The organism is Saliterribacillus persicus, assembly GCF_003337485.1.
GTDB classification, from domain to species: domain Bacteria; phylum Bacillota; class Bacilli; order Bacillales; family Amphibacillaceae; genus Saliterribacillus; species Saliterribacillus persicus.
In genome coordinates, this window is the sequence record NZ_QPJJ01000012.1 from 1 (window position 1) to 25410 (window position 25410).

The 25410-nt window shown below is 32.3% G+C and carries 26 protein-coding genes and 1 pseudogene; 20 read left to right on the forward strand and 7 right to left on the reverse strand.

Annotation, left to right across the window (positions count from 1 at the left end):
* Window positions 1-94 precede the first annotated feature (94 nt).
* The 3 genes and pseudogenes from spo0A to DFR57_RS13365 form a co-directional block, all read left to right on the forward strand.
* Window positions 95-562: pseudogene (spo0A, locus tag DFR57_RS13355) on the forward strand (sporulation transcription factor Spo0A); the annotation flags it as partial.
* Window positions 563-728: 166 nt separating this feature from the next.
* Window positions 729-1325 carry a CAP domain-containing protein gene (locus tag DFR57_RS13360; protein ID WP_114353715.1) on the forward strand — a complete coding sequence of 199 codons (597 nt, stop codon included), beginning with the start codon at window positions 729-731 and terminating at the stop codon, window positions 1323-1325.
* Window positions 1326-1523: 198 nt separating this feature from the next.
* Complete coding sequence (locus DFR57_RS13365; RefSeq protein WP_114353716.1) at window positions 1524-2870, forward strand: aspartate kinase; 1347 nt, start codon at window positions 1524-1526, stop codon at window positions 2868-2870.
* 22 nt (window positions 2871-2892) lie between these two features.
* Here the strand turns inward: DFR57_RS13365 and DFR57_RS13370 are convergent, their stop codons facing one another.
* A complete protein-coding gene (locus DFR57_RS13370) occupies window positions 2893-3936 on the reverse strand; it encodes an NAD(P)/FAD-dependent oxidoreductase (protein ID WP_114353717.1) in 1044 nt (347 codons plus the stop codon).
* A 134-nt stretch (window positions 3937-4070) separates the two neighbouring features.
* A complete protein-coding gene (locus DFR57_RS13375) occupies window positions 4071-4298 on the reverse strand; it encodes a DUF2627 domain-containing protein (RefSeq protein ID WP_114353718.1) in 228 nt (75 codons plus the stop codon).
* 270 nt (window positions 4299-4568) lie between these two features.
* Here DFR57_RS13375 and lpdA point away from each other — a divergent pair, with 270 nt between their 5' ends.
* The 6 genes from lpdA to DFR57_RS13405 all read left to right on the forward strand — a co-directional run bounded on the left by lpdA (window position 4569) and on the right by DFR57_RS13405 (window position 10831).
* Window positions 4569-5993: a dihydrolipoyl dehydrogenase gene (lpdA, locus tag DFR57_RS13380; RefSeq protein WP_114353719.1), complete on the forward strand. Its 1425-nt coding sequence runs from the start codon at window positions 4569-4571 to the stop codon at window positions 5991-5993.
* Window positions 5990-7006: a thiamine pyrophosphate-dependent dehydrogenase E1 component subunit alpha gene (locus DFR57_RS13385; protein WP_114353720.1), complete on the forward strand. Its 1017-nt coding sequence runs from the start codon at window positions 5990-5992 to the stop codon at window positions 7004-7006. Before lpdA ends, DFR57_RS13385 begins: the two co-directional genes overlap by 4 nt.
* Window positions 7006-7989 carry an alpha-ketoacid dehydrogenase subunit beta gene (locus tag DFR57_RS13390; RefSeq protein WP_114353721.1) on the forward strand — a complete coding sequence of 328 codons (984 nt, stop codon included), beginning with the start codon at window positions 7006-7008 and terminating at the stop codon, window positions 7987-7989. Before DFR57_RS13385 ends, DFR57_RS13390 begins: the two co-directional genes overlap by 1 nt.
* A 41-nt stretch (window positions 7990-8030) precedes the next feature.
* On the forward strand, window positions 8031-9263 hold the full coding sequence (locus DFR57_RS13395; RefSeq protein WP_425450972.1) for a dihydrolipoamide acetyltransferase family protein: 1233 nt from the start codon (window positions 8031-8033) through the stop codon (window positions 9261-9263).
* Window positions 9264-9438: 175 nt separating this feature from the next.
* Window positions 9439-10065 (forward strand): transporter, encoded by a 627-nt coding sequence (locus DFR57_RS13400; protein ID WP_114353723.1) that lies wholly within the window; start codon window positions 9439-9441, stop codon window positions 10063-10065.
* Window positions 10066-10198: 133 nt separating this feature from the next.
* Entirely contained in the window at window positions 10199-10831 is a 633-nt protein-coding gene (locus DFR57_RS13405; protein ID WP_114353724.1) for a trimeric intracellular cation channel family protein, read from the forward strand.
* A gap of 6 nt (window positions 10832-10837) precedes the next feature.
* On the opposite strand, the gene DFR57_RS13410 is transcribed toward DFR57_RS13405, so the two are convergent.
* On the reverse strand, window positions 10838-11536 hold the full coding sequence (locus DFR57_RS13410; protein WP_147269786.1) for a TerC family protein: 699 nt from the start codon (window positions 11534-11536) through the stop codon (window positions 10838-10840).
* 198 nt (window positions 11537-11734) lie between these two features.
* Between DFR57_RS13410 and DFR57_RS13415 the strand changes: the two genes are divergently transcribed.
* The 3 genes from DFR57_RS13415 to DFR57_RS13425 all read left to right on the forward strand — a co-directional run bounded on the left by DFR57_RS13415 (window position 11735) and on the right by DFR57_RS13425 (window position 15072).
* A complete protein-coding gene (locus tag DFR57_RS13415; protein ID WP_114353725.1) occupies window positions 11735-12718 on the forward strand; it encodes a BMP family ABC transporter substrate-binding protein in 984 nt (327 codons plus the stop codon).
* A gap of 43 nt (window positions 12719-12761) precedes the next feature.
* Window positions 12762-14573 carry an ATP-binding protein gene (locus tag DFR57_RS13420; protein WP_114353726.1) on the forward strand — a complete coding sequence of 604 codons (1812 nt, stop codon included), beginning with the start codon at window positions 12762-12764 and terminating at the stop codon, window positions 14571-14573.
* Window positions 14574-14640: 67 nt separating this feature from the next.
* Window positions 14641-15072 carry a BrxA/BrxB family bacilliredoxin gene (locus DFR57_RS13425; RefSeq protein ID WP_114353727.1) on the forward strand — a complete coding sequence of 144 codons (432 nt, stop codon included), beginning with the start codon at window positions 14641-14643 and terminating at the stop codon, window positions 15070-15072.
* Between the two features lie 78 nt (window positions 15073-15150).
* Here DFR57_RS13425 and prli42 read toward each other — a convergent pair whose 3' ends face one another.
* Window positions 15151-15273, reverse strand: coding sequence for a stressosome-associated protein Prli42 (prli42, locus tag DFR57_RS13430; protein ID WP_114353728.1), 123 nt, complete (start codon window positions 15271-15273; stop codon window positions 15151-15153).
* 158 nt (window positions 15274-15431) lie between these two features.
* Here prli42 and DFR57_RS13435 point away from each other — a divergent pair, with 158 nt between their 5' ends.
* Both DFR57_RS13435 and DFR57_RS13440 read left to right on the forward strand, forming a co-directional pair.
* Window positions 15432-16544 (forward strand): M20/M25/M40 family metallo-hydrolase, encoded by a 1113-nt coding sequence (locus DFR57_RS13435; RefSeq protein ID WP_114353729.1) that lies wholly within the window; start codon window positions 15432-15434, stop codon window positions 16542-16544.
* A 28-nt stretch (window positions 16545-16572) separates the two neighbouring features.
* A complete protein-coding gene (locus DFR57_RS13440; protein ID WP_114353730.1) occupies window positions 16573-17814 on the forward strand; it encodes a DNA polymerase IV in 1242 nt (413 codons plus the stop codon).
* Between the two features lie 286 nt (window positions 17815-18100).
* On the opposite strand, the gene rnz is transcribed toward DFR57_RS13440, so the two are convergent.
* Together rnz and DFR57_RS13450 are read right to left on the reverse strand one after the other, a co-directional pair.
* A complete protein-coding gene (gene rnz, locus DFR57_RS13445) occupies window positions 18101-19036 on the reverse strand; it encodes a ribonuclease Z (protein ID WP_114353731.1) in 936 nt (311 codons plus the stop codon).
* Window positions 19037-19068: 32 nt separating this feature from the next.
* Window positions 19069-19794 (reverse strand): glycerophosphodiester phosphodiesterase, encoded by a 726-nt coding sequence (locus DFR57_RS13450; RefSeq protein WP_114353732.1) that lies wholly within the window; start codon window positions 19792-19794, stop codon window positions 19069-19071.
* Window positions 19795-20044: 250 nt separating this feature from the next.
* On the opposite strand from DFR57_RS13450, the gene DFR57_RS13455 reads away from it, so the two are divergent.
* Both DFR57_RS13455 and DFR57_RS13460 read left to right on the forward strand, forming a co-directional pair.
* Window positions 20045-20836, forward strand: a complete 792-nt coding sequence (locus DFR57_RS13455) for an SDR family NAD(P)-dependent oxidoreductase (RefSeq protein WP_114353733.1) — start codon at window positions 20045-20047, stop codon at window positions 20834-20836.
* A gap of 12 nt (window positions 20837-20848) precedes the next feature.
* Window positions 20849-21178: an iron-sulfur cluster biosynthesis family protein gene (locus DFR57_RS13460; protein WP_114353734.1), complete on the forward strand. Its 330-nt coding sequence runs from the start codon at window positions 20849-20851 to the stop codon at window positions 21176-21178.
* A gap of 34 nt (window positions 21179-21212) precedes the next feature.
* Here the strand turns inward: DFR57_RS13460 and DFR57_RS13465 are convergent, their stop codons facing one another.
* Entirely contained in the window at window positions 21213-22130 is a 918-nt protein-coding gene (locus tag DFR57_RS13465; protein WP_114353735.1) for an aldo/keto reductase, read from the reverse strand.
* 165 nt (window positions 22131-22295) lie between these two features.
* On the opposite strand from DFR57_RS13465, the gene DFR57_RS13470 reads away from it, so the two are divergent.
* The 4 genes from DFR57_RS13470 to fur all read left to right on the forward strand — a co-directional run bounded on the left by DFR57_RS13470 (window position 22296) and on the right by fur (window position 25378).
* Complete coding sequence (locus DFR57_RS13470) at window positions 22296-22856, forward strand: NUDIX hydrolase (RefSeq protein ID WP_114353736.1); 561 nt, start codon at window positions 22296-22298, stop codon at window positions 22854-22856.
* Window positions 22843-24009 carry an endonuclease Q family protein gene (locus tag DFR57_RS13475; protein ID WP_114353737.1) on the forward strand — a complete coding sequence of 389 codons (1167 nt, stop codon included), beginning with the start codon at window positions 22843-22845 and terminating at the stop codon, window positions 24007-24009. Before DFR57_RS13470 ends, DFR57_RS13475 begins: the two co-directional genes overlap by 14 nt.
* A 93-nt stretch (window positions 24010-24102) precedes the next feature.
* Window positions 24103-24744 (forward strand): stage II sporulation protein M, encoded by a 642-nt coding sequence (spoIIM, locus tag DFR57_RS13480; protein WP_245937471.1) that lies wholly within the window; start codon window positions 24103-24105, stop codon window positions 24742-24744.
* Between the two features lie 184 nt (window positions 24745-24928).
* Window positions 24929-25378, forward strand: coding sequence for a ferric iron uptake transcriptional regulator (gene fur, locus DFR57_RS13485; protein WP_114353738.1), 450 nt, complete (start codon window positions 24929-24931; stop codon window positions 25376-25378).
* Window positions 25379-25410: the final 32 nt, after the last annotated feature.

A 25410-nucleotide genomic window follows, 5' to 3' on the forward strand; every position in this document is an offset into this window, starting at 1 on the left:
TTATCTGACATAAAAAGCCTCCTTTGAGAATTAATCTATGAAGATTATCTCATCTGGAGGCTGAGTTGCATACGTGTGAAGTATTTGACGCTTACTTTTGAAACCTTTTGACCTTGAACATCTTGCTGATCAAATTCGTCAAGTTCATGGTTCAAAGCCAGTAAATGGTTCACATTCGCTTAAGAGTTCTAGAGAATCAAATAAAAAGTTTGATTTGGAAGGAAGTATAACGAATATAATACATGAAATTGGTGTACCTGCTCATATCAAAGGTTATATGTATTTAAGAGAAGCAATTACAATGGTGTATAATGATATTGAATTATTAGGCTCTATAACGAAAGTTCTTTATCCAGAAATAGCAAATAGATACAATACAACAGCCTCAAGAGTGGAAAGAGCAATTCGTCATGCAATAGAAGTTGCTTGGAGTAGGGGTAATATTGATTCCATATCTTCCTTATTCGGTTACACAGTAAATGTTTCAAAAGCAAAACCAACAAATTCAGAATTTATTGCAATGGTTGCTGACCGCTTACGATTAGAACACCGAGCATCGTAAAACTTTTTATCCTTAACATAATTTAATAATCACTAATTACTGCATAATCTTTGGATTTATGCAGTTTTTCTTTGCTTATTTTTAGTAGAATAAATTAATGCTTTATGAATAGTATGAATTTTTTGGGAAAGATTAAAAACTACTATCAATAATTGGAGGTATTAGGATGAAAAAAATATCGCTTTTGGTGTTGATTGGAATTTTTATTATGGGTGCAAATGTAGTTGCTGCAGAAGAATATGAAGTCATAAAGCATGACACATTGTGGAAAATTTCTAAGAAGTATCGAATCGGTTTATCAGAAATTATTGAGGCTAATCCACAAATAGAAAATCCAGATTTAATTTATCCAGAGCAAATCATTACCATTCCAGATAAAAATCAATTAAAGAATGTTGAATTACAAACGATTGAACTCACGAATGAAGAGAGAATTAAGTATGGACTGAACCCATTAAAAGTGGATTGGCAATTGGCAAGAGTGGCGAAATATAAGTCCAGAGATATGAAAGATAATGGATACTTTAGTCATCAAAGTCCAACATATGGATCTCCATTTGACATGATGAGAAGTTTTAATGTTTCTTATAGTGCTGCTGCTGAAAATATTGCAAAAGGACAACGGACAGCAGAAGAAGTAGTAAGAGCATGGATGAATTCTGAAGGACATCGGAAAAATATACTTAGTGAAAAATATACACATATTGGTGTAGGGCTTGTAAAAGAAGGAAATTATTGGACGCAAATGTTCATTGCAAAATAACTTTTTATAAAATGTTTCCACATACGCTATTATTTTAGGATTCATCCTTGAATTTTAACTTGTGGAGGATGTGAGGTAAAGATAACGCAAAATCTCTTCCATATGTTCGATATTAAACATAGCTTAGACATGACACCAAATTAGAAAATATGATAATATTTTTATGGTATATAAAAATATAATTGGAGAGATTAAACAATGAAGGTAGCTAAATTTGGTGGAAGCTCTGTTGCAAATGCAGAGCAATTAAAAAAAGTAGCAAAAATTATTCAAGCAGATGCAGATCGAAGAGTTATTGTAGTATCTGCACCGGGAAAAAGACACGGAGATGACACAAAAGTAACAGATTTATTAATATCTGTTGCAGAGGCATATTTCGATAATGATCCATATGAAGACAGACTTGAATCTGTTTTGAATCGTTTTCGTGAAATTACAGAACAGTTGTCACTCTCAAGTGACATTGTAGAAGAAATCCGTAATGATATTCAAAATACATTCGATTCAACTGCTTCAGATGTATTAAAATTAGACTCAATTAAAGCAACAGGTGAAGACTCTTTAGCTAAAGTATTGAGCTTGTATTTACAATCACTAGGGATGGACGCCATTTATTTAAATCCGAAAGATGCAGGTTTATTTGTAAGTGAGCAACCTGGGGGAGCGCAAGTGTTAGATGAGAGTTATGAGTTGTTGTATAAATTAAATGACAGAAAGCAAATTGTAGTTATTCCGGGCTTCTTTGGTTACACCAAAGAAGAAAAGCTAGTTACTTTTTCACGTGGTGGTTCTGATATCACAGGTTCAATAGTAGCTGCGGGTATTAAAGCAGAGCTATATGAAAATTTTACTGATGTTGATTCAGTATATTGTGTTAACCCTACAATTGTAGATAATCCAAAGGAAATAACCTCACTAACTTATAAGGAAATGCGTGAATTATCTTATGCAGGCTTTTCAGTTTTTCATGATGAGGCATTGATCCCTGCATTTAAAGCAAGTATTCCTGTATGTATTAAAAATACTAATAACCCTACAGGACTAGGAACTATCATTGTCTCTAAGAAAGAACCACAAGAAAATCCTGTAGTAGGTATTGCGAGTGATACAGGTTTTATTAGTATATATGTCAGCAAATATTTAATGAATAGAGAATTAGGTTTTGGACGAAAATTATTGAGTATTTTAGAGGATGAGGGTATTTCTTTTGAACATACACCTTCTGGTATTGATGATATTTCTATCATTGTCAGAGAATCTGGAATGCCAAAAGATGTGGAAGAAAGAGTAATTGCTAGAATTAAAGAAGAATTAGATCCAGATACTGTAACTGTAGATCGTGATTTAGCACTGATCATGGTTGTTGGTGAAGGAATGGATAGTACAATTGGTTTAGCAGATATGGCGACACATGCTTTTGCGAAAGCAAATGTTAATTTAGAAATGATAAACCAAGGCTCTTCTGAAGTTTCTATGATGTTTGGGATTAAAGCATCTAAAGTAGAATCTGCTGTTCGATCCTTATATGACACATTCTTCAAATAATAAAAGATACTTGGATGGATATTCATCCAAGTATCTTTTTCTCTTTTAACAAATCTTTATTTTTTTCGAATAATCTTTCATTATGCGAAGAGACCATTGCTTTCTCTTTTGCATTTGGATCGATAAATTTCTTTGCCTGATTTACTGCTAGTGCAGCATCTTGAAAAGCACCAGCAATTAAGTGTAACTTACCTGAATGTGTGATGATATCACCTGCAGCATAGATTCCTGGTACTGAGGTTTCAGATAAATTAGAACCATTTACAGCTCCATATTCGTCCAGGTCAAAATTCAGCTTATTTTGATCAAATAAGGATCGATCCCTTATATAGCCATGGTTTACTATTAAAGCATCCACATTAAGTTTAGTTAATGACTCTTTAGCAGAATTTTTTAATAAAACTTCTTTTATATAATTATTTTCTACATGCAAATTTTCTATTTGGCTTTCAAAAATACATTCGACAGAGCTAGAAAGTAATTTTTCAACTTGTGCTTCGTGTCCCTTTAAATCTTTATTTCGATAAACAAGATAAATTTTTTCAGCGATGGGTTCTAATTCATTTGCCCAGTCAATTGCTGCATTGCCACCACCTGAGATGAGAATCGTTTTATTCATAAATTGTTCCAATGACGGTACAGTGTAAAACAAATTGTGAATGTTTTCTGTTTCCAATCCTTTGATTTCTAATTCATGTGGTTGAAGTATGCCACTACCAACAGCAATTATTATTGTTTTACTATAATGCGTTTCACCACTAGAACCAACTACCTCAAATAGATCACCATTCTTATCAATTTTTTCAGCTTTCTCATTACATATAACGGTAGGATTAAAAGTTAAAGCTTGAAAGATCATGTTGTCCATCACTTCTTTACCAGTTGCTGGTTTTAATCCCCCTATATCCCAAATCATTTTCTGTGGATAGACGTGAATTTTACCTCCTAGAGTTCGTTGATATTCAAGTATCTTGGTTTTCATATTTCTTAAACCACTATAAAATGCTGAAAATAAACCAGCTGGTCCCCCGCCAATTATAGTGACGTCATAGATTTCTTTATTCATGAAACAAAGCCACCCCTCTAATAATGAGAATCATTATCAATAATAATACAGGAAGACTTAAAATTGAGCAAGTTGTTATTTTTTCACAAAAAAAGCAATTCTTCATATAAGATGAAAAATTGCAGATGTTACATTTATTCAAATCTTCCTTTTGTTTTTCTTCTTTTACGATCTCTATGTAAGATGAATCCTCCAATGAAAATTAATCCACCTACAAATAATAGTAACCCTACTATAAATTGTATGATCAAATGATAAAATAGGGGAGTTAGTAGACCAAAGAAAGCATCACGCATAAGCTTTATCCCAAAAGTTGATATTATACCAGGTATTAACAATAATAAAAAAGCAATAACGCGCATATTCTCACCTCAGTTAGATAGTTTTAAATCTAAAGAAATACTGTAAAATAATATTTTATATGAAAAAGGATATGGACGCAATGTATATGTTAGTTGCTAAATTTGATAGGACACGATATCATAAAACCATAATAAAAATTACGATTTAGTGAATGTTCTATAAAAACCTACTATCAATCTAAAATAAAGAGTATGCTATAAATAGAAGGATAAAATTGAACACAGTTCTAAATAAATAAATGTTGAATAATAAAAAGAGAAGGTGTTTTTATGACCAAAAATTATGACCTAGTAATATTAGGAGGTGGAACTGGTGGATATGTTGCTGCTATTAAGGCTGCAGAATTAAATTTATCAGTTGCCATAGTTGAGAAAGATAAATTAGGAGGAACATGCTTACACAGAGGTTGTATTCCTTCTAAGGCTTTATTAAAAAGTGCTGAAGTATATAGAAAAGCAAAAGAAGCTTCTCTTTTTGGGGTGCAGATTAATGAAATTGGGTTTGAATTATCTAAAGCAATGGATAGAAAAAACGAGATCGTGAATTCATTGCATCAAGGTGTAAAACAGCTTGTTAATAAAGAAAAAATAACTATATTTAAGGGTATGGGAAGAATATTAGGACCCTCTATTTTTTCACCTACTTCAGGAACCATCTCAGTAGAATATGATGATGAACGAGAAAATGATATGCTCATTCCTAAAAACGTTCTTATTTCTACAGGAGCATCACCTGTTGCGCCATCAAAATTAGGAGTTGATGGAGATAAAATTGTGACTTCTGACCATTTATTAGAATTAAAAGAACTGCCTGAAAGTATCACCATTTTAGGTGGAGGAGTTATTGGTGTTGAGTGGGCTTCGTTTTTTTGCGATCTAGGTGTAAAGGTAACAATTGTAGAAGCGGCAAAGACAATTCTTCCACAAATGGATCAAGATTTAGCTAAGCAAATGAAAAGTGCTTTAGAAAATAGAGGTGCAACTATTTACGAAAATTCAAAATTGCAGGAAGATTCAATAGAACAAAGTGATAATTCTTTAACGATCAAGGTTACACGAGATGGTGAAGAGTATTCCTTAGAGACTGAGAAGTTATTAGTATCCATTGGGCGAGCCCCAAACACAAAAAATATCGGTATCGAAAACACAGATATAAAAACTAATAAAAATGGATTCATTGAAATCAACGAATTTTATCAAACAAAAGAAGATCATATATATGCTATAGGGGATGTTATAGAAGGGAAACAATTGGCGCACGTTGCAATGCAAGAAGCAGAACTTGCTGTAGAACATATGTCAGGTGAAAAAATAGAAAAATTGAAAAATGAACATATACCTTCATGTGTTTACAGTTATCCAGAAATAGCCTCAATTGGTTTAACTGAAAATGAAGTGAAGAGTAAAGGCTTTGAATTTGAAATTGCAAAGATTCCATTTAAAATGATTGGTAAGGCAAAGATAAATGGGCAAGACGATGGCTTTGCTAAAATAATCATAAACAAAGAAAATGATGATCTGCTTGGAGCACATTTGATTGGTGATCAAGCAACAGAAATGATTACACAGCTTAGTTTAGCAAAATATTTAGACGCATCCGCATCAGAAATGGATGAGATGGTATATCCACATCCGTCTCTATCAGAAATAATTGGGGAAGCAGTTCATGCAATAAAAGGGAGGAATGTACAATGATATCGTTAAAAAGTAAAGCTGCTCATACGGAACTCGGTCTTACAAATGAAACGATGATAGAAATGTATAAACAAATCCTTTTATCAAGAAGACTTGATGAACGTATGTGGTTGTTAAATCGTGCAGGGAAAATACCATTTGTAGTATCTTGTCAGGGACAAGAAGTACAACAGGTTGCCGCTTCTATGGCCTTAAATAGAAAAGAAGACTTTGTCCTTCCTTACTATAGAGATGTAGGGGTAGTACTTAGTTTCGGAATGACTATCAAGGATTTAATGTTACAAGCATATGCAAAGGGTGAAGATCCAAACTCTGGCGGAAGACAAATGCCTGGTCATTTTGGACAGAAAAAAAACAGAATAGTTTCTGGTTCATCTCCAGTTACTACGCAAGTTCCTCATGCTGTAGGAATTGCCTTAGCAGCCAAAATGGAACAAAAAGAAATTGTTTCTTTTGTTACCTTAGGAGAAGGGTCCAGTAATCAGGGAGATTTTCATGAAGGTTGTAACTTCGCAGCTGTTCACAAATTACCAGTAATTTTCTTTGTGGAAAATAATCAATATGCCATTTCTGTACCTTTACGAAAGCAAGTAGCATGTGTGAACATTTCAGACAGAGCAATCGGATATGGAATGAAGGGTATTACAGTTGATGGTAACGATCCATTTCAAGTGTATCAGGCTGTTAAAGAAGCAAGAGCTAACGCTTTAAGTGGTGAAGGTCCTACATTGATTGAAGCTGTTTCCTATCGACTAACGCCACACTCCAGTGATGATGACGATAGTTCTTATCGAGAAAAAACTGAAGTAGAAGAAGCGAAGAAAAAAGATGGTATTAGCCATTATCGAAACTATTTAATAGAAAATTCTATATGGACCGAAGAAGAAGATGCAATATTAAATGAAAAGATAAAAAATGAAATAAATGAAGCAACTGAATATGCAGAAAATGCTGCATACGCAGACGCATCTACAATGTGGAAATATGTCTATAGTAGTAAGGAGGAAATCTAATGCCAGTCATGTCATATATCCAAGCAGTTACAAAAGCTATAGATGAAGAAATGGATCGTGATCAGAAGGTCTTCATTCTTGGAGAAGATGTAGGCGTACGTGGTGGAGTATTTAGAGCTACTGATGGTCTATATCAAAAATATGGAGAGAGCCGTGTGATTGACACTCCTCTTGCTGAGTCTGCAATAGCAGGTGTTGGAATTGGTGCTGCCATGTATGGAATGCGCCCAATTGCTGAGATGCAATTTGCTGACTTTATTTTACCTGCGGTCAATCAAATAATATCTGAAGCAGCTAAACTAAGATATCGGTCCAACAATGATTGGGAATGTCCAATTACAATAAGAGCGCCATACGGTGGCGGGGTCCACGGAGCCTTGTATCATTCTCAATCAATTGAAGCTATTTTTGCGAATCAGCCTGGCTTAAAAGTTGTGATGCCTTCCACTCCTTATGATGTAAAAGGCTTATTAAAAGCAGCGATTAGAGATGATGATCCAGTATTATTTTTAGAACACAAAAGAGCATATCGCTTAATTAAAGGTGAAGTTCCTGATGAAGATTATACATTACCAATAGGAAAGGCTGACATTAAACGAGAGGGCACAGATGTTACTGTTATAACCTACGGATTATGTGTACATTTTGCATTACAAGCTGCTGAAAAGCTTGCAGAAGAGAATATTTCAATAGAAGTATTAGATCTTAGAACGGTATATCCATTAGATCAAGAAGCAATCATTAAAGCTGCTTCTAAAACAGGTAAAGTTTTACTCATTACAGAAGATAATAAAGAAGGCAGTATAATTGGAGAAGTTGCAGCAATTATAAGTGAAAATTGTCTATTTGATTTAGACGCACCCATTAAACGTTTAGCTGGACCTGATGTTCCTTCCATGCCCTATGCTCCAACTTTAGAAAAAGAGTTTATGTTAAATGCAGATAAAGTGGAACAATCGATAAGAGAATTAGCAGAATTTTAATAGGATGAGGAGGGGTTACGTTGACGAAGGAAAGAATCAATATGCCTCAGCTAGGCGAAAGTGTAACAGAAGGAACAATAAGTAATTGGTTAGTTAAAACAGGAGATCATGTAGAAAAATACGATCCGATAGCTGAAGTAATGACAGATAAAGTAAATGCAGAAGTACCATCCTCTTTTACAGGGGAAATTAGTGAAATCATTGCTGGTGAAGGAGAAACAATTGAAGTCGGAGAATTAATGTGTTTTATAGAAACAAAAGAAAAGAAAAATGCTTTAAATGATGAAAAACCAGACAATGAAAAAGAAGACTCGTCTACTCAAACTAAGGATAATACTTCAATGAAGAAAAGATATTCACCTGTAGTTATGCGTATGGCTCAAGAAAACAACGTCGATTTAAATGAAGTAGTTGGAACAGGAAATAGTGGAAGAATAACTAAAAAAGATCTTGAAAGCTATTTAAATAATCCAAACAAGGAAAAAACAATTGAAAAAGAAGAAGTAAGTTCAGAGGATGAGGAAATAGAGTTTCATCCGCCAATAATTCGAAGAAAACCAATTGTTGCTAACCCTGGTGATAGAGAAATACCAGTAACAGGATTAAGAAAAACAATTGCTCAAAATATGGTTAGATCTAAAACTGAAATTCCTCATGCATGGATGATGATCGAAGTCGATGTTACAAATTTAGTTCGATATAGAAATGCAGAAAAAAATTCCTTTAAAGAAAATGAAGGTTACAATCTATCATATTTTGCTTTCTTTCTTAATGCAGTTGCCAAATCATTAAAACAATTTCCGCAGCTGAACAGCTGCTGGGCTGGTGATAAGATTATTCATCGCAGTGACATTAATTTATCAATTGCAGTCGCACATCATCATGAATTATACGTTCCAGTTATAAAAAATGTTGATGAAAAAAGCATAAAAGGTATAGCGAAAGAAATACATCAGCTTTCACAAAAGGCTCGTACAAATTCTTTAAAACCAGAAGACATGGAAGGCGGAACATTTACAGTTAATAACACAGGCTCTTTTGGATCTGTTGAATCGATGGGAGTAATAAATTATCCGCAATCAGCGATCCTTCAAGTTGAATCGATTGTTAAACGGCCAGTTATTATAGATGATATGTTCGCGGCTAGAGATATGGTGAATTTATGTTTATCACTTGATCACAGAGTATTAGATGGGGTTATATGTGGGGCTTTCATGTCACATGTAAAAGGAATACTAGAGAATATTTCTAGCGAAACCACTCCAATTTATTAAAAACAAATAATATTTTTTTCATATGATAAAAGTGCGTAGGCTAATTTAGCTTAGCGTACTTTTTTTATGAATATCGATAAATTAATTAAACTTGTAAAAGTGTAGGAATTATATGTTTTCCTTGCTATAATGAGTGAATATTATTTCTAAAATTGCAAGAGATGAGTGTGGTTTTATGCAACAGATGCTTAAAATAACATATGATGTGTTCATGTTAATATTAGTAATTCTAACAGTTCTGACATTATGGATGGAGAACTCATTTAATTCCATTATTGGGTGGATCGTATGGTTTATTTTCTTTGTAGATTTTGTAGTGAGATTCTTTAAAGAAAAAAAGAAATGGGTTTTCATTAAAAAGAACCCATTTCTTGTCATTGCAATTGTTCCATTTGATCAATTCTTTCAAGTTGCAAGAATTGTTCGTCTAATTTATTTGTTTAGAATAAAAACGATTACAAAATATTATATTAATCCATATTTAAATAGAATGTCCAAGTTTAAAAAGACTCTAATTTCACCTGTACTATTAGTCTTACTACTAGTTCTATCATTAAGTGTGTTTCTAATCGAAAACAAATTTGATAACCTTTATGAGAGTGTGTATATCATTCTACAACACCTTTTCCTTTTTGCGAGTAGTTTTCAAGATGTTGATCACTTTACTACTATTATTTTACTAACCTTCACATCAATGATTGGAGTCATTATTCAAGGTTTAGCTTTACAATGGCTTTTTGTTCGTATAGAAAAAATATGGAATAAGGTTACATCTACAAAAATGAAACTAGACAACAAATGACTAAAAGCGTATAATTCTCATCAGAAAGAATGAATCGTTTGTGTTTTATCAGATTTTTAAAATGAAAATTGTCTTTTTCTATTGATTATAATGAAAAAACCAAATCTAATGTTTTTCAAAAGGAGTGAGATAGATGACTTTAATCGAAACTTTTGTTTATTTTGGAACTATTGCCTTTGCAATTTCTGGCGCGTTAGTAGCTATTGATAAAAAATTAGATGTTTTTGGTGTATTACTTTTAGCTTTAACAACAGCATTAGCTGGTGGAGTTATTCGTGATATTATGATAGGTCAAATCCCACCAGTTAACTTGGTAGACCCACAATATTTTTTGATCAGCTTATTATCTGCACTAATCACGATTCTTTTTTATGAAATAATTATTAAGTTAAATCATAGTGTTATTATTTTTGACGCAATTGGACTCGGTGTATTTACTGCAGTTGGTGCTAATGCTGCAATTATGTTGGGATATTCACAACCTTTTTTAATTGTTGCAATGGGTCTTGTTACAGGTATTGGGGGCGGAGTTTTACGTGATGTATTTACACAACAAATTCCGTTAGTGTTCAGAAAAGAGATCTATGGAATTGCATCTATTGCAGGATCTGTATCGCTATATTTTGTCTATGAATATGCCCCAAATCTATCTTTATATTTATGTTTATTTGTTACTTTTTCAATCCGGATGTTGGCTGTGAAAATGAATTGGAATGTACCTATAGTTAGGAAAGCAGCAGTTGATAGTAAGCGCAACTTAACCTGATTTTATTCAATCAGTAGTTTCTTTAAGATTTTGCTTTGTCCTATTTTCAATATAGCCTGTAGCTAAAATAGCTATGGTTAAGATAATTTGAATCAACACAATTAGAAAAAAAGAGTCTAATAATAATAATCTTTTCATCTGTTGGTCCTCTGTTATCATACTAGCACCAGTATAAGCTAATATAGCTGCACCTATATAAATTAGGACTCTGTATTTCATCAACAATTTTACAATTAACTTAGAACCATAAATCATTATAGGAATACTTATAACAACTCCAATAGCTATTAACAATAGTTGTCCTTTTGCAACACCTGCTAAAGCAACCACATTATCCAAACTCATTATTGCATCAGCTAGAATAATGGTTAAGATTGCTTGTCTTAAATTTTTCGATTGTGATTTAACCTTTGTTTCAGACTCCTCATTTATTAATAATTTATAAGACACCCACAAAAGTAATATCCCTGCAATGAAGTAAATATATGGGAAATGCAGTAAGTAAACAACCCCACTTGCGAATAAAATCCTCAGCATAATTGCTCCTACAATGCCAATCGCTATAGCTTTATTTCTTTGCTTTTGAGGTAGATGCTTCGTTGCCATTGCAATTATTAGTGCATTATCACCGGAAAGTACAATATCTATTGCAATAACTTCAAGCATCATGATTAAATTAATATCCTCTAACCCAAACCATTGCATGTCCTAACCCCCATCATAAATAACTTGAAACGCTTATAAGATATAGATATGAGACAGCTTGAGTAAATATCCCATAGTATTTACAAATAAAAATGTCGAAAATAGTAGAAGAATGTAATTTTTTATGGGCAACTGGATAAATTTTATGTATAATTAAAATTATAGTTATAATATTTGTAAGAGGAGTTTGTCAGTGCTATGGAAAATAAGAAGCAAGTTAAATGGATATTATGGACTACCATAGGAGTTACAATTCTAATTATTGGAATTATTTTATTTAAATCTACGCAGATATTAAATAATATGAATGCAAAAGAAATCGTTCCACTTGAAATTTCAATCTTAACTACTGATGTGGTGACAGATCAAAGTTGGGGAAGTCTGGCATATAAAGGGCAAATTCTAATCGAAGAAAATTATCAAGCAAATGCTACGTTGCATAGTGAATTAGATGAATCTGAAATAGAAACGAAGCTTCACGATATATTAAAAAATCCAAAAGACCTTATCATTGGTCATGGAAGAGAATTTTCAGAAGCTTTTAATAAAGTAGCAGATAGCTATCCGGATGTTCAATTTGTAACGATTCATGGTGACAATTTAGCAGATAATTTAGCAGTATATACATATGATCATCAAGAAATTGAATATCTCGCTGGAATTGCGGCTGCAATAAAAACAACAAAGAAAAAAGTTGGATTGATTGATGCTATTGATAATATTGACAAGGATTGGGGATTTAGAACAGGTCTTGAAGAAATTGATCCTGATATTGAGCTTTTATATGGTGTAGCTGAGGGACGTGAGAATAAGGTTAAAGCAGTGGAGATTGCTAAAAATATGATTGATGCTGGTGTTGACATATTGTATGCTAAGGGTAATAGCTATAATAAAGCAGTATTTAATTATGCTAAGGATAAAGATGTATATCTTTTAGGATACTTAGAAGATCAATCATATATGGCTAAAGATAAAATGTTAACGAGTGTCCTAAATGATGTACCTCAAGCTTATGTCGCTATAATGGATGACTTTATAAGTGAAGAGGGAATTGCTAGTAAAAAAGTTATGTTAAATACATCACACGGGGTATATGGTTTAGCTCCTTTAGGTCCGATGTATACGCATCAAGAAAAGGAAATTGTATATGAGCATCAGGATGAAATTCTAAAGAAGCATTAATAAACAATAGGGTCAACCTTTATATAATACCGGGGGTTTAAAAATGAAAAGATGGCTACGCCTTGTAACACTTAGAAATAAAATACTTTTCATTTTACTTGGTATTATTTTTATTTTTAGCTGTTTCACTATTGTATTGACTAATTCTATATCAGAGGTTAATGAAGTAACCTATACCATTAAAGAAGATAATATCCCAGAACTTTTATGGTATAGCTACTGGGAAAAAGAATTAGATATTAAGGAATATATGGTTATTCATTATTTGCAAAATGATTTTGAGGGAAATTTTGTAGAGCAATATGAAGAAAATGAAATGGAAATGCAAAAAGAAAATAATCTGATTGAATTACCGTCCACCTTAGAAAATTATAATAGTAGAATTAATTTGTTAGATTTTATTATTGTTAACGAAGTAAGTGGTTTATTAGAGTATAATAATGTCGAAGCAGCAAAGGAAGTAATCAATAATGATTATCTTCCTGAGTTAGAAGAAATAAGATCAAGTTTAATAGAAGATATGGAGCTTGAATATAACTCATTTACCGAAAACACAAACACCTTCCCTGAAATCATCGAAAAAGCAGTTTGGTTACTAATCATAGTAATGGTTGGCACCATCATTTTATCTGTGTACGGTGCCTATCGATTAAGTAAAAACTTAACACAGCCACTAGATATTATGGTAGAAAAGGTTGATGACATTGCAACAGGAAATTATGGGGAAATTTTACCTGCTACTGATCAGAAGGAGTTAAAAACATTAACGAGTAGTATTAATCAGATGTCTGTTCGTTTACAACAATCATTTCAAACAATTCTCTCAGATAAAATAAAAAGAGAGCAAATTCTTAATTCTTTGCCTGTAGGAATTATTACATATGACCACATTCAGAAACACTTTAATCAAAATTTATTTTCAAAACAATTTTTTAATTTAACGGATGAAGAATTAGATAAAAAAGAGACTAATAATAATATTAAGAATTTTGATATTTTTAAGCTCTTATATTCAGGGGAAAATTTCCATAATCGTAAAGTTAAATTAAATTGGAATAACAAAAAATATGTATTTTTAGTATCACAAACAAATCTATATGATCATGATCACTCCATTACAGGTAGGATTTTTTATTTTGTTGATATTACGGAGCCTGAGGAACTTGAGAATAGAATGGTTCAATCGGAAAAATTGGCACTAGTTGGTGAAATGGCAGCTTCAAGCGCTCATGAAATCAGGAACCCATTAACAGTGATATATGGATTTATATCATTACTTGAAGAATCCTTATCGGAAGAGGAAAAAAACAAATTTCAAATCCCGCTTATTATGAAAGAGATTGATCGTCTTTATTCTATTGTAGAACAAATGTTGCTAATGTCACATCAAAGAGAACCTAAATTATTACCTGTTAATATAAATGACATTTTTGATGATCTATTACCATTACTAAATAGTTCTTTAGACGCGAAACAAATCCAGATTAAAATTAATGTAGCAGATTTATTAGTTTTAGCTGATTCTAAACAACTGAAACAAGTATTTTTAAATCTAATTCGAAATAGTATTGAAGCTATTAATTTTGATGGAAAAATAGAAATCTACTCCATGATTAAAAATAATAAATATTATGTATACTTTCATGATAATGGACCAGGAATTCCTACTGAAATACAGGAAAAACTTTTTGAACCTTTTGCAACCTCTAAAGAAAATGGTACGGGCCTTGGTTTGAATGTTGTATATAGAATTTTAGAAAATCATGAAGGAGAGATTGAGTTATTAAATAGTGATGGCAAAGGAACACTGTTTGTGATTGAATTATCAGTTGCTACTAAGGAAACTGAAACGTAATAATTTGATATTGTATGATACAATTGATAGGATTAAATTAGCTAGCAAAGGAATGGAGTTGATATTAATGGATTTTAACTTATTCATGAATGATGTGGTAGATAGTGCCAGAAAAGAAATAAAACAAGCGGGATATGAAGAATTAACAACACCAGAAGAAGTTGATGAGACATTTGGCAAAAAAGGGACAACCTTAGTGCTGGTAAATTCTACATGTGGATGTGCAGGTGGGGTAGCGAGACCAGCAGCTGCAAATGCAATTCATTATGATAAAAGACCAGATCAATTAGTAACTGTTTTTGCCGGGCAAGATAGAGAAGCTACAGAACGTGCAAGACAGTACTTTGAAGGGTATGCACCTTCCTCTCCATCTTTCGCAATCTTAAAAGATGGAGAAATTAAGAAAATGGTAGAACGACATGAAATTGAAGGACATTCAGCAGTAGAAGTTGTGACGAAATTACAATCATTATTTGATACGTATTGTGAGGAAATATAAAAGAAAGCTGTTCATGCAGAAAAAAGGCATCCATTTGAAATAAAATGGATGCCTTAACTTCTATTAAAACAAAATTACTTAGATTAAATAGGCTAATCCTGCGGTGAAAGTGGATAGAACCATCGCTATAATCATAATATATATAATAACTTTTGTTCTTTTTTCGCGTTTAGATAATTTTCTTGGAGCATTCGATGCCATGATAAAGCCTCCTTTATTGCCTAGTTACATATTATTTTACATCGAATAGTGATTTTGAACAAGTATATTATTTGTTTTTTCTAAAGGAAAGAATGAAGTATAAATTTTGATTTATATTACATGATGATCCAATACATTTTAAGAATGAAAGGAAATAATTGATGACAAATTCTAGACTAATTAAACAATTTATAGATCTTGTGAAAATAGATTCTGAAACCAAACATGAAAGAGAAATAGCAGATTATTTAACAGGTATTTTTGAACAACTGGGGTTAACTGTAAAGGAAGATCAAGCTAATAAAGGCACTGATCACGTGGCTGGAAACCTTATTTGTGAACTAGAGGGGAAGAATGAAGAAAAGGATGCAATTTTTTTCACTTCTCACATGGATACGGTTGTTCCTGGTAAGGGAATTAATCCTATATTGGAAGACGGGTACATAAAAACAGATGGAACCACAATCCTAGGAGCAGACGATAAAGCAGGTCTCGCAAGTATGATTGAAACAATTCATCTCATAAAAGAAAAGGAAATAAAACATGGGAAAATAACTTTTCTTATCACCTTTGGAGAAGAATCAGGGTTAGTAGGATCCTCAAAATTTAATATAACTAAATTAGATGCTAAATACGGTTACGCATTAGATAGTGATGGGGATGTTGGGAAAATTACAGTTGCAGCTCCAGCCCAAGCAAAACTATTTATAACCGTTTTTGGTAAGTCTGCTCATGCTGGCTTACATCCAGAAAAAGGTATCTCTGCAATTTTTATAGCAGCTAAAGCGATAGCAAAAATGAAACTTGGTCGTATTGATGAAGATACTACAGCAAACATCGGTCGATTTGAAGGAGGAAGGCAAACTAATATTGTCTGTGATGAGGTGCAAGTTGTTGCCGAAGCACGTTCTTTATCTAGTACAAAATTAGAAAAACAGGTTGAGCATATGTGTGAAACCTTTAAGCAAGTAGCAAAAGAAATGGGCTCATCATCAAAAATAGCTGTAAAACATATGTATCCAGGCTACCATTTTTCAGAAAAAGATCCTGTGATAGAGAAAGCAGTAATTGCTATAAATAAAATTGGTTTAAAACCTTCATTAGTTAGAAGTGGAGGAGGAAGCGATGCTAATCACTTGTCTGGAAAAGGTGTGCCGACAATTAATTTGGCTGTAGGATATGAAGATATACACACTGTTAATGAAAAAATAAAAATAAAAGAGTTAGAAAAAATTCCTTTTATGCTTCTATCTATTATCGAAGAAGCATAGGGCTGCCTTATGAAAGGACGAGATTATCATGTCAAAATGGAATCCAAAGAATGGTAGAGTGATTCTTCATGTCGATATGAATAGCTTTTATGCTTCTGTTGAAGCGGCATACGATCCTTCCTTAAAAGGGAAACCAATTGCAATAGCAGGTAATCCTGAGGAAAGGAAAGGGATAATCGTCACAAGTAGTTATGAGGCAAGGAAAAAAGGTGTAAAAACAACCATGCCCTTATGGCAAGCAAAGAAATTATGCTCAAATTTAATTGTGATGCGACCAAACTTTGAAAGATACCGTAAAGCTTCAAAAGAAATGTTTAATATTCTGTTTCGTTTTACGCCATTTGTTGAGCCAGTTTCTATAGATGAAGGCTATATGGATATAACGGAATGTGAAGAATATGGATCTCCAATCGATATTGCAAATCAAATTCAAAAAATTATATATCAAGAGCTAGATCTACCATGTAGTATAGGTATTGCACCAAATAAGTTTTTAGCTAAGATGGCTTCTGATATGAAAAAACCAAACGGAATTACAATATTGAGAAAGAGAAATGTTCAAGAAAAACTATGGCCGCTTAGCATTGATCATATGTACGGGGTAGGAGAGAAAACAGCATTAAAATTACAAGAGATAAATATTAATACGATTGGCGACTTAGCTAGTGCAAATAGAGCACAGTTAAAGCAACTCTTAGGTATAAATGGAGAAAAATTACAAGATAGAGCTAACGGATTAGATAAAAGAGCAGTGGATCCAGAATCTATTCATCGGTTTAAAAGTATTGGAAGTTCTCAGACACTTCCTTATGATACGGTGGAAGTTCAAGATATAGATCGATTACTTCATACCTTGTCTCGAAATGTAGCAAATAGATTAAGTAGAAAAGACGCTGCTGGTCAAACATTACAATTAATGATCCGTTTTCATAATCGCAAAACAATTACAAGATCAAAGAAAATAAATAAACATATAGATAAGGAAGAAGAGATTTTTGTTCATGCAAAAATTCTTTTTGAAGAAAATTGGGATGGTACAGCTATAAGATTACTAGGTGTTACCGTACAGGACATCATTACAAAAGAACAAATGGTGACTCAATTAGATTTATTTTCGTATCAGGAACATCAAGAAGATGAAAAGTTATATGAAGTTATGACCCACTTAAAAGATAAGTATGGGGATAATATTATCCGAAAAGCATCGTTTAATGAAAAAAGAAAGTTCGATTTAAAAACTAGCTTTCAAAAAGATTTTTTAGATGACTAGACTAAATTGACAAAAGTTAATAAAAAACTAAAACAAGCGAACTATACTAGAAATTTTCATTCTACTATAGTTCGCTTATTTAGTTTAAGTCGCAATAGTAGTCTAGCTTCTGAAATACTAATGAACGCTTGTTGTAATAGTGTAAGATAAGAACACACTAGCTATATGCTATTTGGTCTACTTAGTTAGCATAATCTGTGTCAGTGATAAGTACTTATTTTTAAAAAGATGATAATTCATCCCTTATATTGTAAAAAGTAAATTTTATTTATTCTAGGATAATGTATTAATTAATTGGTTTCATTCGGTGGATTTTATATGAAAAATAATCCATAGCAAGACTAGTTGCAGGAAATATAGATTTTGCTTCTTCTAATATCCTTGCGTAATCAGACTTTTGATACCTTGCTGAAATATGGGTTAGTATTAGCTGGTTTACTTGACTGGCTTTTGCAAGAGTTGCTGCTTGTCTAGTTGTAGAGTGAAAGTAATTATGTGCAAGTGTTTTTTCATCTTCCGAAAACGTCGCTTCGTGTACACAAACGTCAACACAATCCAAAAATGATACTAAATCTGGTTTATATCTTGTGTCTCCTAATATAGCGACAGATCTTCCTTTTTTATCAGGCCCTAGAAAGTCACGCTGTTTCAACACTCTTCCGTTTTCCATTTCTACAACATTTTCTTCTTTAATTCGTTGATACAGGGGTCCAGGTGGTATGTTAAGCTCGCGAAGTTTGTCTACAAGTAATTCTCCAGGACTATCTTTTTCTATAATTTTGAATCCATAACTAGCAACACCATGATCAAGTTTTGTTGAGATAACAGAAAATTTATCCGTTTCAAAAACAAATTCATTATCAAGTTCAACAATCTTAAGTTCATAGGCTAGATGTGTATTGCTAATTTCTAGACTCATCTTTATAAAGTCTTTTATACCTTTTGGTCCATAGACTGTAACGGTAGTCCTCCCATCGAGAAATGATCGACTACTTAAAAAGCCGGGTAAACCAAAGATATGATCTCCATGTAAATGTGTTATAAAAATCTTTGTGATTTTTCTAGGGCGAATTGGGACATGCAGTAACTGATGCTGGGTGGCTTCACCACAATCAAACATCCAAATTTCATCGATTTCTTCGACTAAATTAAGTAAAACAGATGAGGTATTACGTTGTTTACTAGGCATGCCTGAACCAGTTCCTAAAAATAATAATTCCATGATGCTCTCCTTTATTAAATGCTGCTTATAATTTAAGTGTTTATCACTTTTTTAGCAATATCTGGGACATCTGTTATAATCACGCGACAACCTAAACGCATCATTCTTTTTATTAAAATTGGATGATTAACGGTATAGGTACCTATATAAAGATCATGCTTTTCTGCATTTTTAATGAAATTTTTCGTTAGTAAATGATATTTCATATGAATACCTCTGACACTAAGCTCAGTTGCATGTGTATATAAATCACGAATTTTTGACGAAATTAAAAATGCTGTTTCAATAGTAGGATGATTATTACAAATTGTCCTTAAGCTTTTTTCATTAAAAGTTGAAATAGTTGTTTTTTGTGTAAGTTTATATTTATCTATCAAATAAATGACCTTTGATTCTATTTCATTATATTCAAGCACATTGTTTTTAAGTTCAATATTTAATTGAATTTCCTTGTCCTTACTCCACTTCAAAAATGCTTCAAGCGAAGGAATTTTCTCATTTTGATAGCTTTTGGAATGCCAACTACCTGCATCAAGTTTTTGTAATTCATTAAACGTATAGTCTTGAACAAAGCCTGTCCCATTTGTAGTGCGTCTAAGTGTTTCATCATGTATCAACACAGGAATTTGATCTTTTGTTAGTTGAACGTCTGTCTCTATACCATCTGCACCCATTTGATATGCTAATTCAAAAGCCGCCATGGTATTTTCAGGTGCTTTTTTACTCGCACCTCGGTGTGCGAATATTAGTTGGTTCAAGTTTCTCACCTCGTTTATGATCCCCAATTTAACTCTTAGAATAATTAACAACTTATAAGTTAATTAGAAAAAGTTGAGTTTAAGCTTTTTTAAAAATACAGCTAGTAACTAACTCTTATATAATTATGTTTAATTTATTGGAAATATCAATCATTATATCAGCTTTTATTAAAAGCGTATATGCATACTCTGTGTGATGTCACCTATTATATGCTAATATATGAAGTAACAACAATGAATAGGTGATATAATGTCAAATTTATTAAATAAAAGAATTTTAATAACTGGAGCTTCGTCTGGAATAGGAGAGAGTCTAGCATATTCGCTTGCAAAGGCTGGTAGTATAGTGATTTTAGTTGCAAGATCAGAGCAAAAGCTACTCAAGATTAAACAGGAAATAGAAGAGGAATCCTCCGCAAGTGTTTATACGTATGCAGTTGATATTACTGATACATATAAATGGATGGAATGTCTACAGAGAATTATTGATGACATCGGAACGCTTGATGCGATAATAAATAACGCCGGTATGGGATTATTTGAAGAATTATCAAATATGGATTGGAATTCAGCTCAAAAAATGATTGATTTGAATCTAACAGCATTAATAAAAACCACTCATTTCTTAATTCCTCATCTTGATGATAAAGAACCAGCGCATATTGTAAATATTTCTTCACAAGCGGGAAAAATAGCTACACCAAAATCAAGTGTTTATAGCGCAACAAAGTTTGCAGTCATAGGTTTTTCAAACGCATTACGATTAGAGCTCGCGGCGAAAAACATCTATGTAACTACTGTAAATATTGGGCCAGTACGCACGAATTTCTTTAATGTAGCAGATCCATCTGGTAAATACAAAGCTTCAGTAGATCGATTTATGCTAGAACCAGAGGAAGTTTCCAAGAAGATTCAGGAAAGCTTATTTACAAAAAAACGAGAAATCAATTTACCTATGTGGATGAATATGGCTAGTACAGTTTATCAACTTTTTCCAAAATTAGTAGAATTGCTTTTTAAAAAGCAATTCAATCAGAAATAAAGGAGTGGAAAGATGCAATTATTAATAACTCATGATGCGCTTGAAAAAATCAATACCATTTCACCAACTTCATCACCAGAATTATGGCTATATTATGATACAGAAGGCTGTGGATGTGGGGTGAACGGGGTGCCAACAGTTAAATTCTTTGATCAAAAGAAACGTGATTATGAATTAGTATATAATAAAGACTTGAACGTATTTGTGCATGCTCAACAAGCGGTATTCTTCGGTGAAGAAATAATACTCGACTTTAGAAATAATTTTTTTCAGCTTAAAAACAAAGAAGAAATGTTGAACCCTCGTATATCAGAAACCCAGTTATTACAAGCAGTAAATTAAAATGAGGAGGCAATATCGTTTGCCTCCTCATTTTTTAGTTAAGATGCTTGGTATAATTAATTGGTTTTGTTAATTGCTTTAAAGTTTCATATACGTTTCTATTAAAAGCAGTATCCATTCCATTTATATTTGTCTTTAGTTGTTTTTGACTACTGGCACCAAATACTGCTGAAGCGACAGCATCATGTTCTAACACGTATTTCAGAGCTAAGCCATTAATAGAAATATTTTTGCTTTTCACTCTATCTAATACTTGGGCCGTTTTCGCTAATTCTTCATAGCTATATTCTAAATAACCATCTTTTCCCTTTTCTTCTACCTTTTTAACTGCCTCATCTGAGAGCATTCCTTTCGCTAAAGGACCTCTTGCTACCACACTTATATTATTTTCATTTAATAAATCTAACATTTCAATCTCAGGTCTTCTGTCCAATAAACTGTATTGCATCATTACGCTAATCATATTTGATTTTTCAACAAATTTTCGAATCACATTTGGTCTTATAGAGGAAATACCATAATAACGGATATAACCTTCCTTTACTAAATCCTCAAATGCCTCAATCGTTTCTTCAGTTGGATCTTCTATCGTTCCACCGTGAAGCTGATATAAATCAATGTAATCTGTTTGAAGTCTTTTTAAGCTTTCTTTTACTTGATTTTTAATATGTGTTTTTGAAGGATCCCAATACCAAGATCCATCTTCTTTTAAATGATTTCCTACTTTAGTTGCTACTATTAAATCCTTACGTTTATGCTTGATCGCCTGACCGATTAATTCTTCATTAAGTCCTTGATCATATAGATCAGCCGTATCAAGGTAATTAATTCCATTTTCTACTGCACTATCAATTATTTTTGAAGCTTCTTTTTGATCAGTACCAAGGGACATACAACCTAACGAAAGTTCAGAAACGTACAATTCGGAATTGCCCAGTCTATTTTTTTTCATGGAATCTTCCTTTCTTTAAGTATGTTACTATTTATTTTAACCATAATAGATTTTGAATACAAAAATTATAAACACCAAGGATGACATTTTTTATGGAATAATGAATTCTGTTATAATGAGAAATATTAATTTTTCATACTTTGAAAGAGAAAGAGGGAATAGATCTTGAATAGTTTAGAAGAAAAGACTATAACAATTAAAAATATATACAAAGGAAGAATTATTGAATTAAATATTGAGGAAGTATTATTACCAAACGGTAAAAATTCACAAAGAGAAATCATTAAACACCCTGGAGCAGTGGCTATAATTGCCCTAACAGACCAAAATAAAATCGTATTAGTTAAGCAGTACCGGAAAGCTTTAGAAAAAAATATAGTGGAAATTCCAGCTGGTAAATTAGAAAAAGGAGAAAAACCAGTTATTACGGCAATAAGAGAGCTAGAAGAAGAAACAGGCTATACAACAGATCATCTAAAATATCTTACTTCATTCTATACCTCCCCAGGCTTTGCTAATGAACTCGTATATTTATATTATACAGATCAACTCTATTCACTTGAAAATAAAAAGGAACTTGATGAAGATGAGTTTGTTGAATTATTGGAGTTGTCATTAGAAGATACGGAAAAGCTAATTAATGATCAGGTGATTCATGATGCTAAAACGATGTATGCATTACTTTACTTAAAATTGAAGAGGTTAGAAAAAAATGAAAACCAATAAATATTTTGTTGATTTACATATTCATATTGGCAGAGATAAGTATGGTAAGCCTGTAAAAATTACTGCTTCTAATAATCTTTCGTTGGAAAATATAATCGAAGAAGCAAAGATAAAAAAAGGAATTGATATGATTGGTGTAATTGATGCACACACGCCTGCGTTTATAGAAGAAATGCATTCCTATATAAATAATAAGAAAGCACTAGAGTTAGCTGAAGGCGGCATAGAGATTGATAATGTGTGTTTAATCCTTGGGAGTGAAGTGGAAATTTATGACCATAATTGTAAAGGACCAATACATGTGCTTTGCTATTTTCCTACACTAAAAAGCATGGATCAATTTTCACGTTGGTTAAGTGAAAGAGTGACAAATATAAATCTAAGTTCACAGCGTTACTATGGTAGTGCTATCGATTTGCAGCATAAAGTGAAAGATTTAAAAGGATTATTTATTCCAGCTCATATTTTCACACCATTTAAAAGCCTCTATGGAAAAGGAGTAAAGAAATCTCTAATTGAAGTGTTAGACCCAGGTAAAATTGATGCCGTTGAACTTGGACTAAGCTCTGATACAACAATGGCTGAACAAATTGAAGAATTAGAAACTTATTCATTTCTTACAAATTCAGATGCTCATTCTTTAGGTAAAATTGCTAGAGAATATCAGCAAATTTCAATGATGAATTGTAATTTCAAAGAATTAGCAATGGCACTTAAACAAACATCGGGAAGAAAAGTTGAAGTTAATTATGGTTTAAATCCTCTACTTGGTAAATACTATAATTCTGTATGTAAAAATTGCCTTTCAGATAATATCACGGATTCAAGTTGTAATGATTGTGGGAGAAGTGGGATTATAAAAGGAGTGGCAAAGCGCATACAAGAAATCTCTAATTCCAGTGTTACTCCTGTTAAAAGACCACCATATATTCATCAGGTTCCATTGGACTTTTTACCTGGATTGGGACCCAAAACGTTGCAGAAATTGTTAAAACATTTTGGTACAGAGATGCATGTGCTTCATTATGTATCCTATAGTGATTTAAAGTCTATCATAGGAGAAAGATTAGCTAGTGCTATCATAATGATGCGGGAAGGAAAGCTAGAAATCAAAAGTGGTGGCGGTGGAAGATACGGAAAAATCAATAAATAAAAATTGTTGTTTCTCTCATTTGTTCTATTTATTTTTAACTTTCATATATTAAGAGGGAATCAAATCTTCGAGTTAATAGGAGAGGAAGCCCTCATGTATATGCAAAGAAAACAACGCTTTATTAATCATATTTACCACAATCAAAATACTTACGTATTCATGATCAGCTTATTTATTACTGGGATCATTTTTGGTGCTATCGTAGTAAATAGTATGAGCTTTATTCAAAAGCAAGATTTGTATTTCTATCTAGAAAACTTCTTTCATCAGTTTTCAACTGATATGAACTTATCTAAAGCAATACTATGGAAGGATTCGTATTTCTATCACCTTCAGTATATTGGCTTGATTTTCTTATTAGGTCTATCAGTAATTGGGTTACCATTAATTTGGGTGTTGATATTTATAAAAGGAACAGTTATTGGTTTTAGTGTAGGTTTTTTTATCAATCAATTAGGCTGGAAGGGGTTTATTTTATCATCGGTTGCTATTGCTCCTCAAAATCTATTGTTAATACCTATATACTTAGTAGCTGGAACAGTAGCGATGTCTTTCTCCATTCAATTACTTCAAAATCTTTTTATGCGAAAAAATCGATTAAATATTCCAATAGCTTTTTCTAAATATTTTATCACTTCACTAATACTAATTTTATTTATAGGGTTGGCTACATTTATTGAAGTGTATTTATCGTATAGCACAATGAGAATGACTATTAATAATTTATTATATTAAAATAATTATTAATAAGTATTTAATATAAATGAAGGAAGAACTTACTGAATTGAACGATTAAAGGGCTAATATAAAGCTTTTATATTGATATTCTCAATTTGTTTCTTATTTTTGTTTATAATTATTTTAATTGACACACCTTTGTAAGCTCTTTATAATTGAGCTTGTGAGGGAGGTCTCAATAATGGAACATCGATTAGACCGGATAAAAAAACAATTACATGCACAGAGCTATAAATTAACACCTCAACGAGAGGCCACTGTGAGAGTTCTTTTAGAACGAGAAGAAGATCACTTAAGTGCGGAAGACGTCTATTTATTAGTAAAAGAAAAAGCTCCAGAAATTGGATTAGCAACAGTTTACAGAACGCTTGAACTACTTTCAGAATTAAAAGTAGTTGATAAAATTAATTTCGGTGATGGAGTTTCGAGGTATGATTTACGTAAAGAAGGTGCCAAGCACTTTCACCATCATTTAGTTTGTACAGAATGTGGTTCAGTAGAAGAAATCATGGATGACCTTTTAGAAGAAGTTGAGGAAATTGTACAAAATGATTGGGGATTTTTAGTTCAGGATCATCGTTTAACGTTTCATGGTATTTGTAGAAAATGTCAAAGTGAAGGAAAAGAATAATAGTTAGGTATAATTAGAAAGCTTTTTGGCAT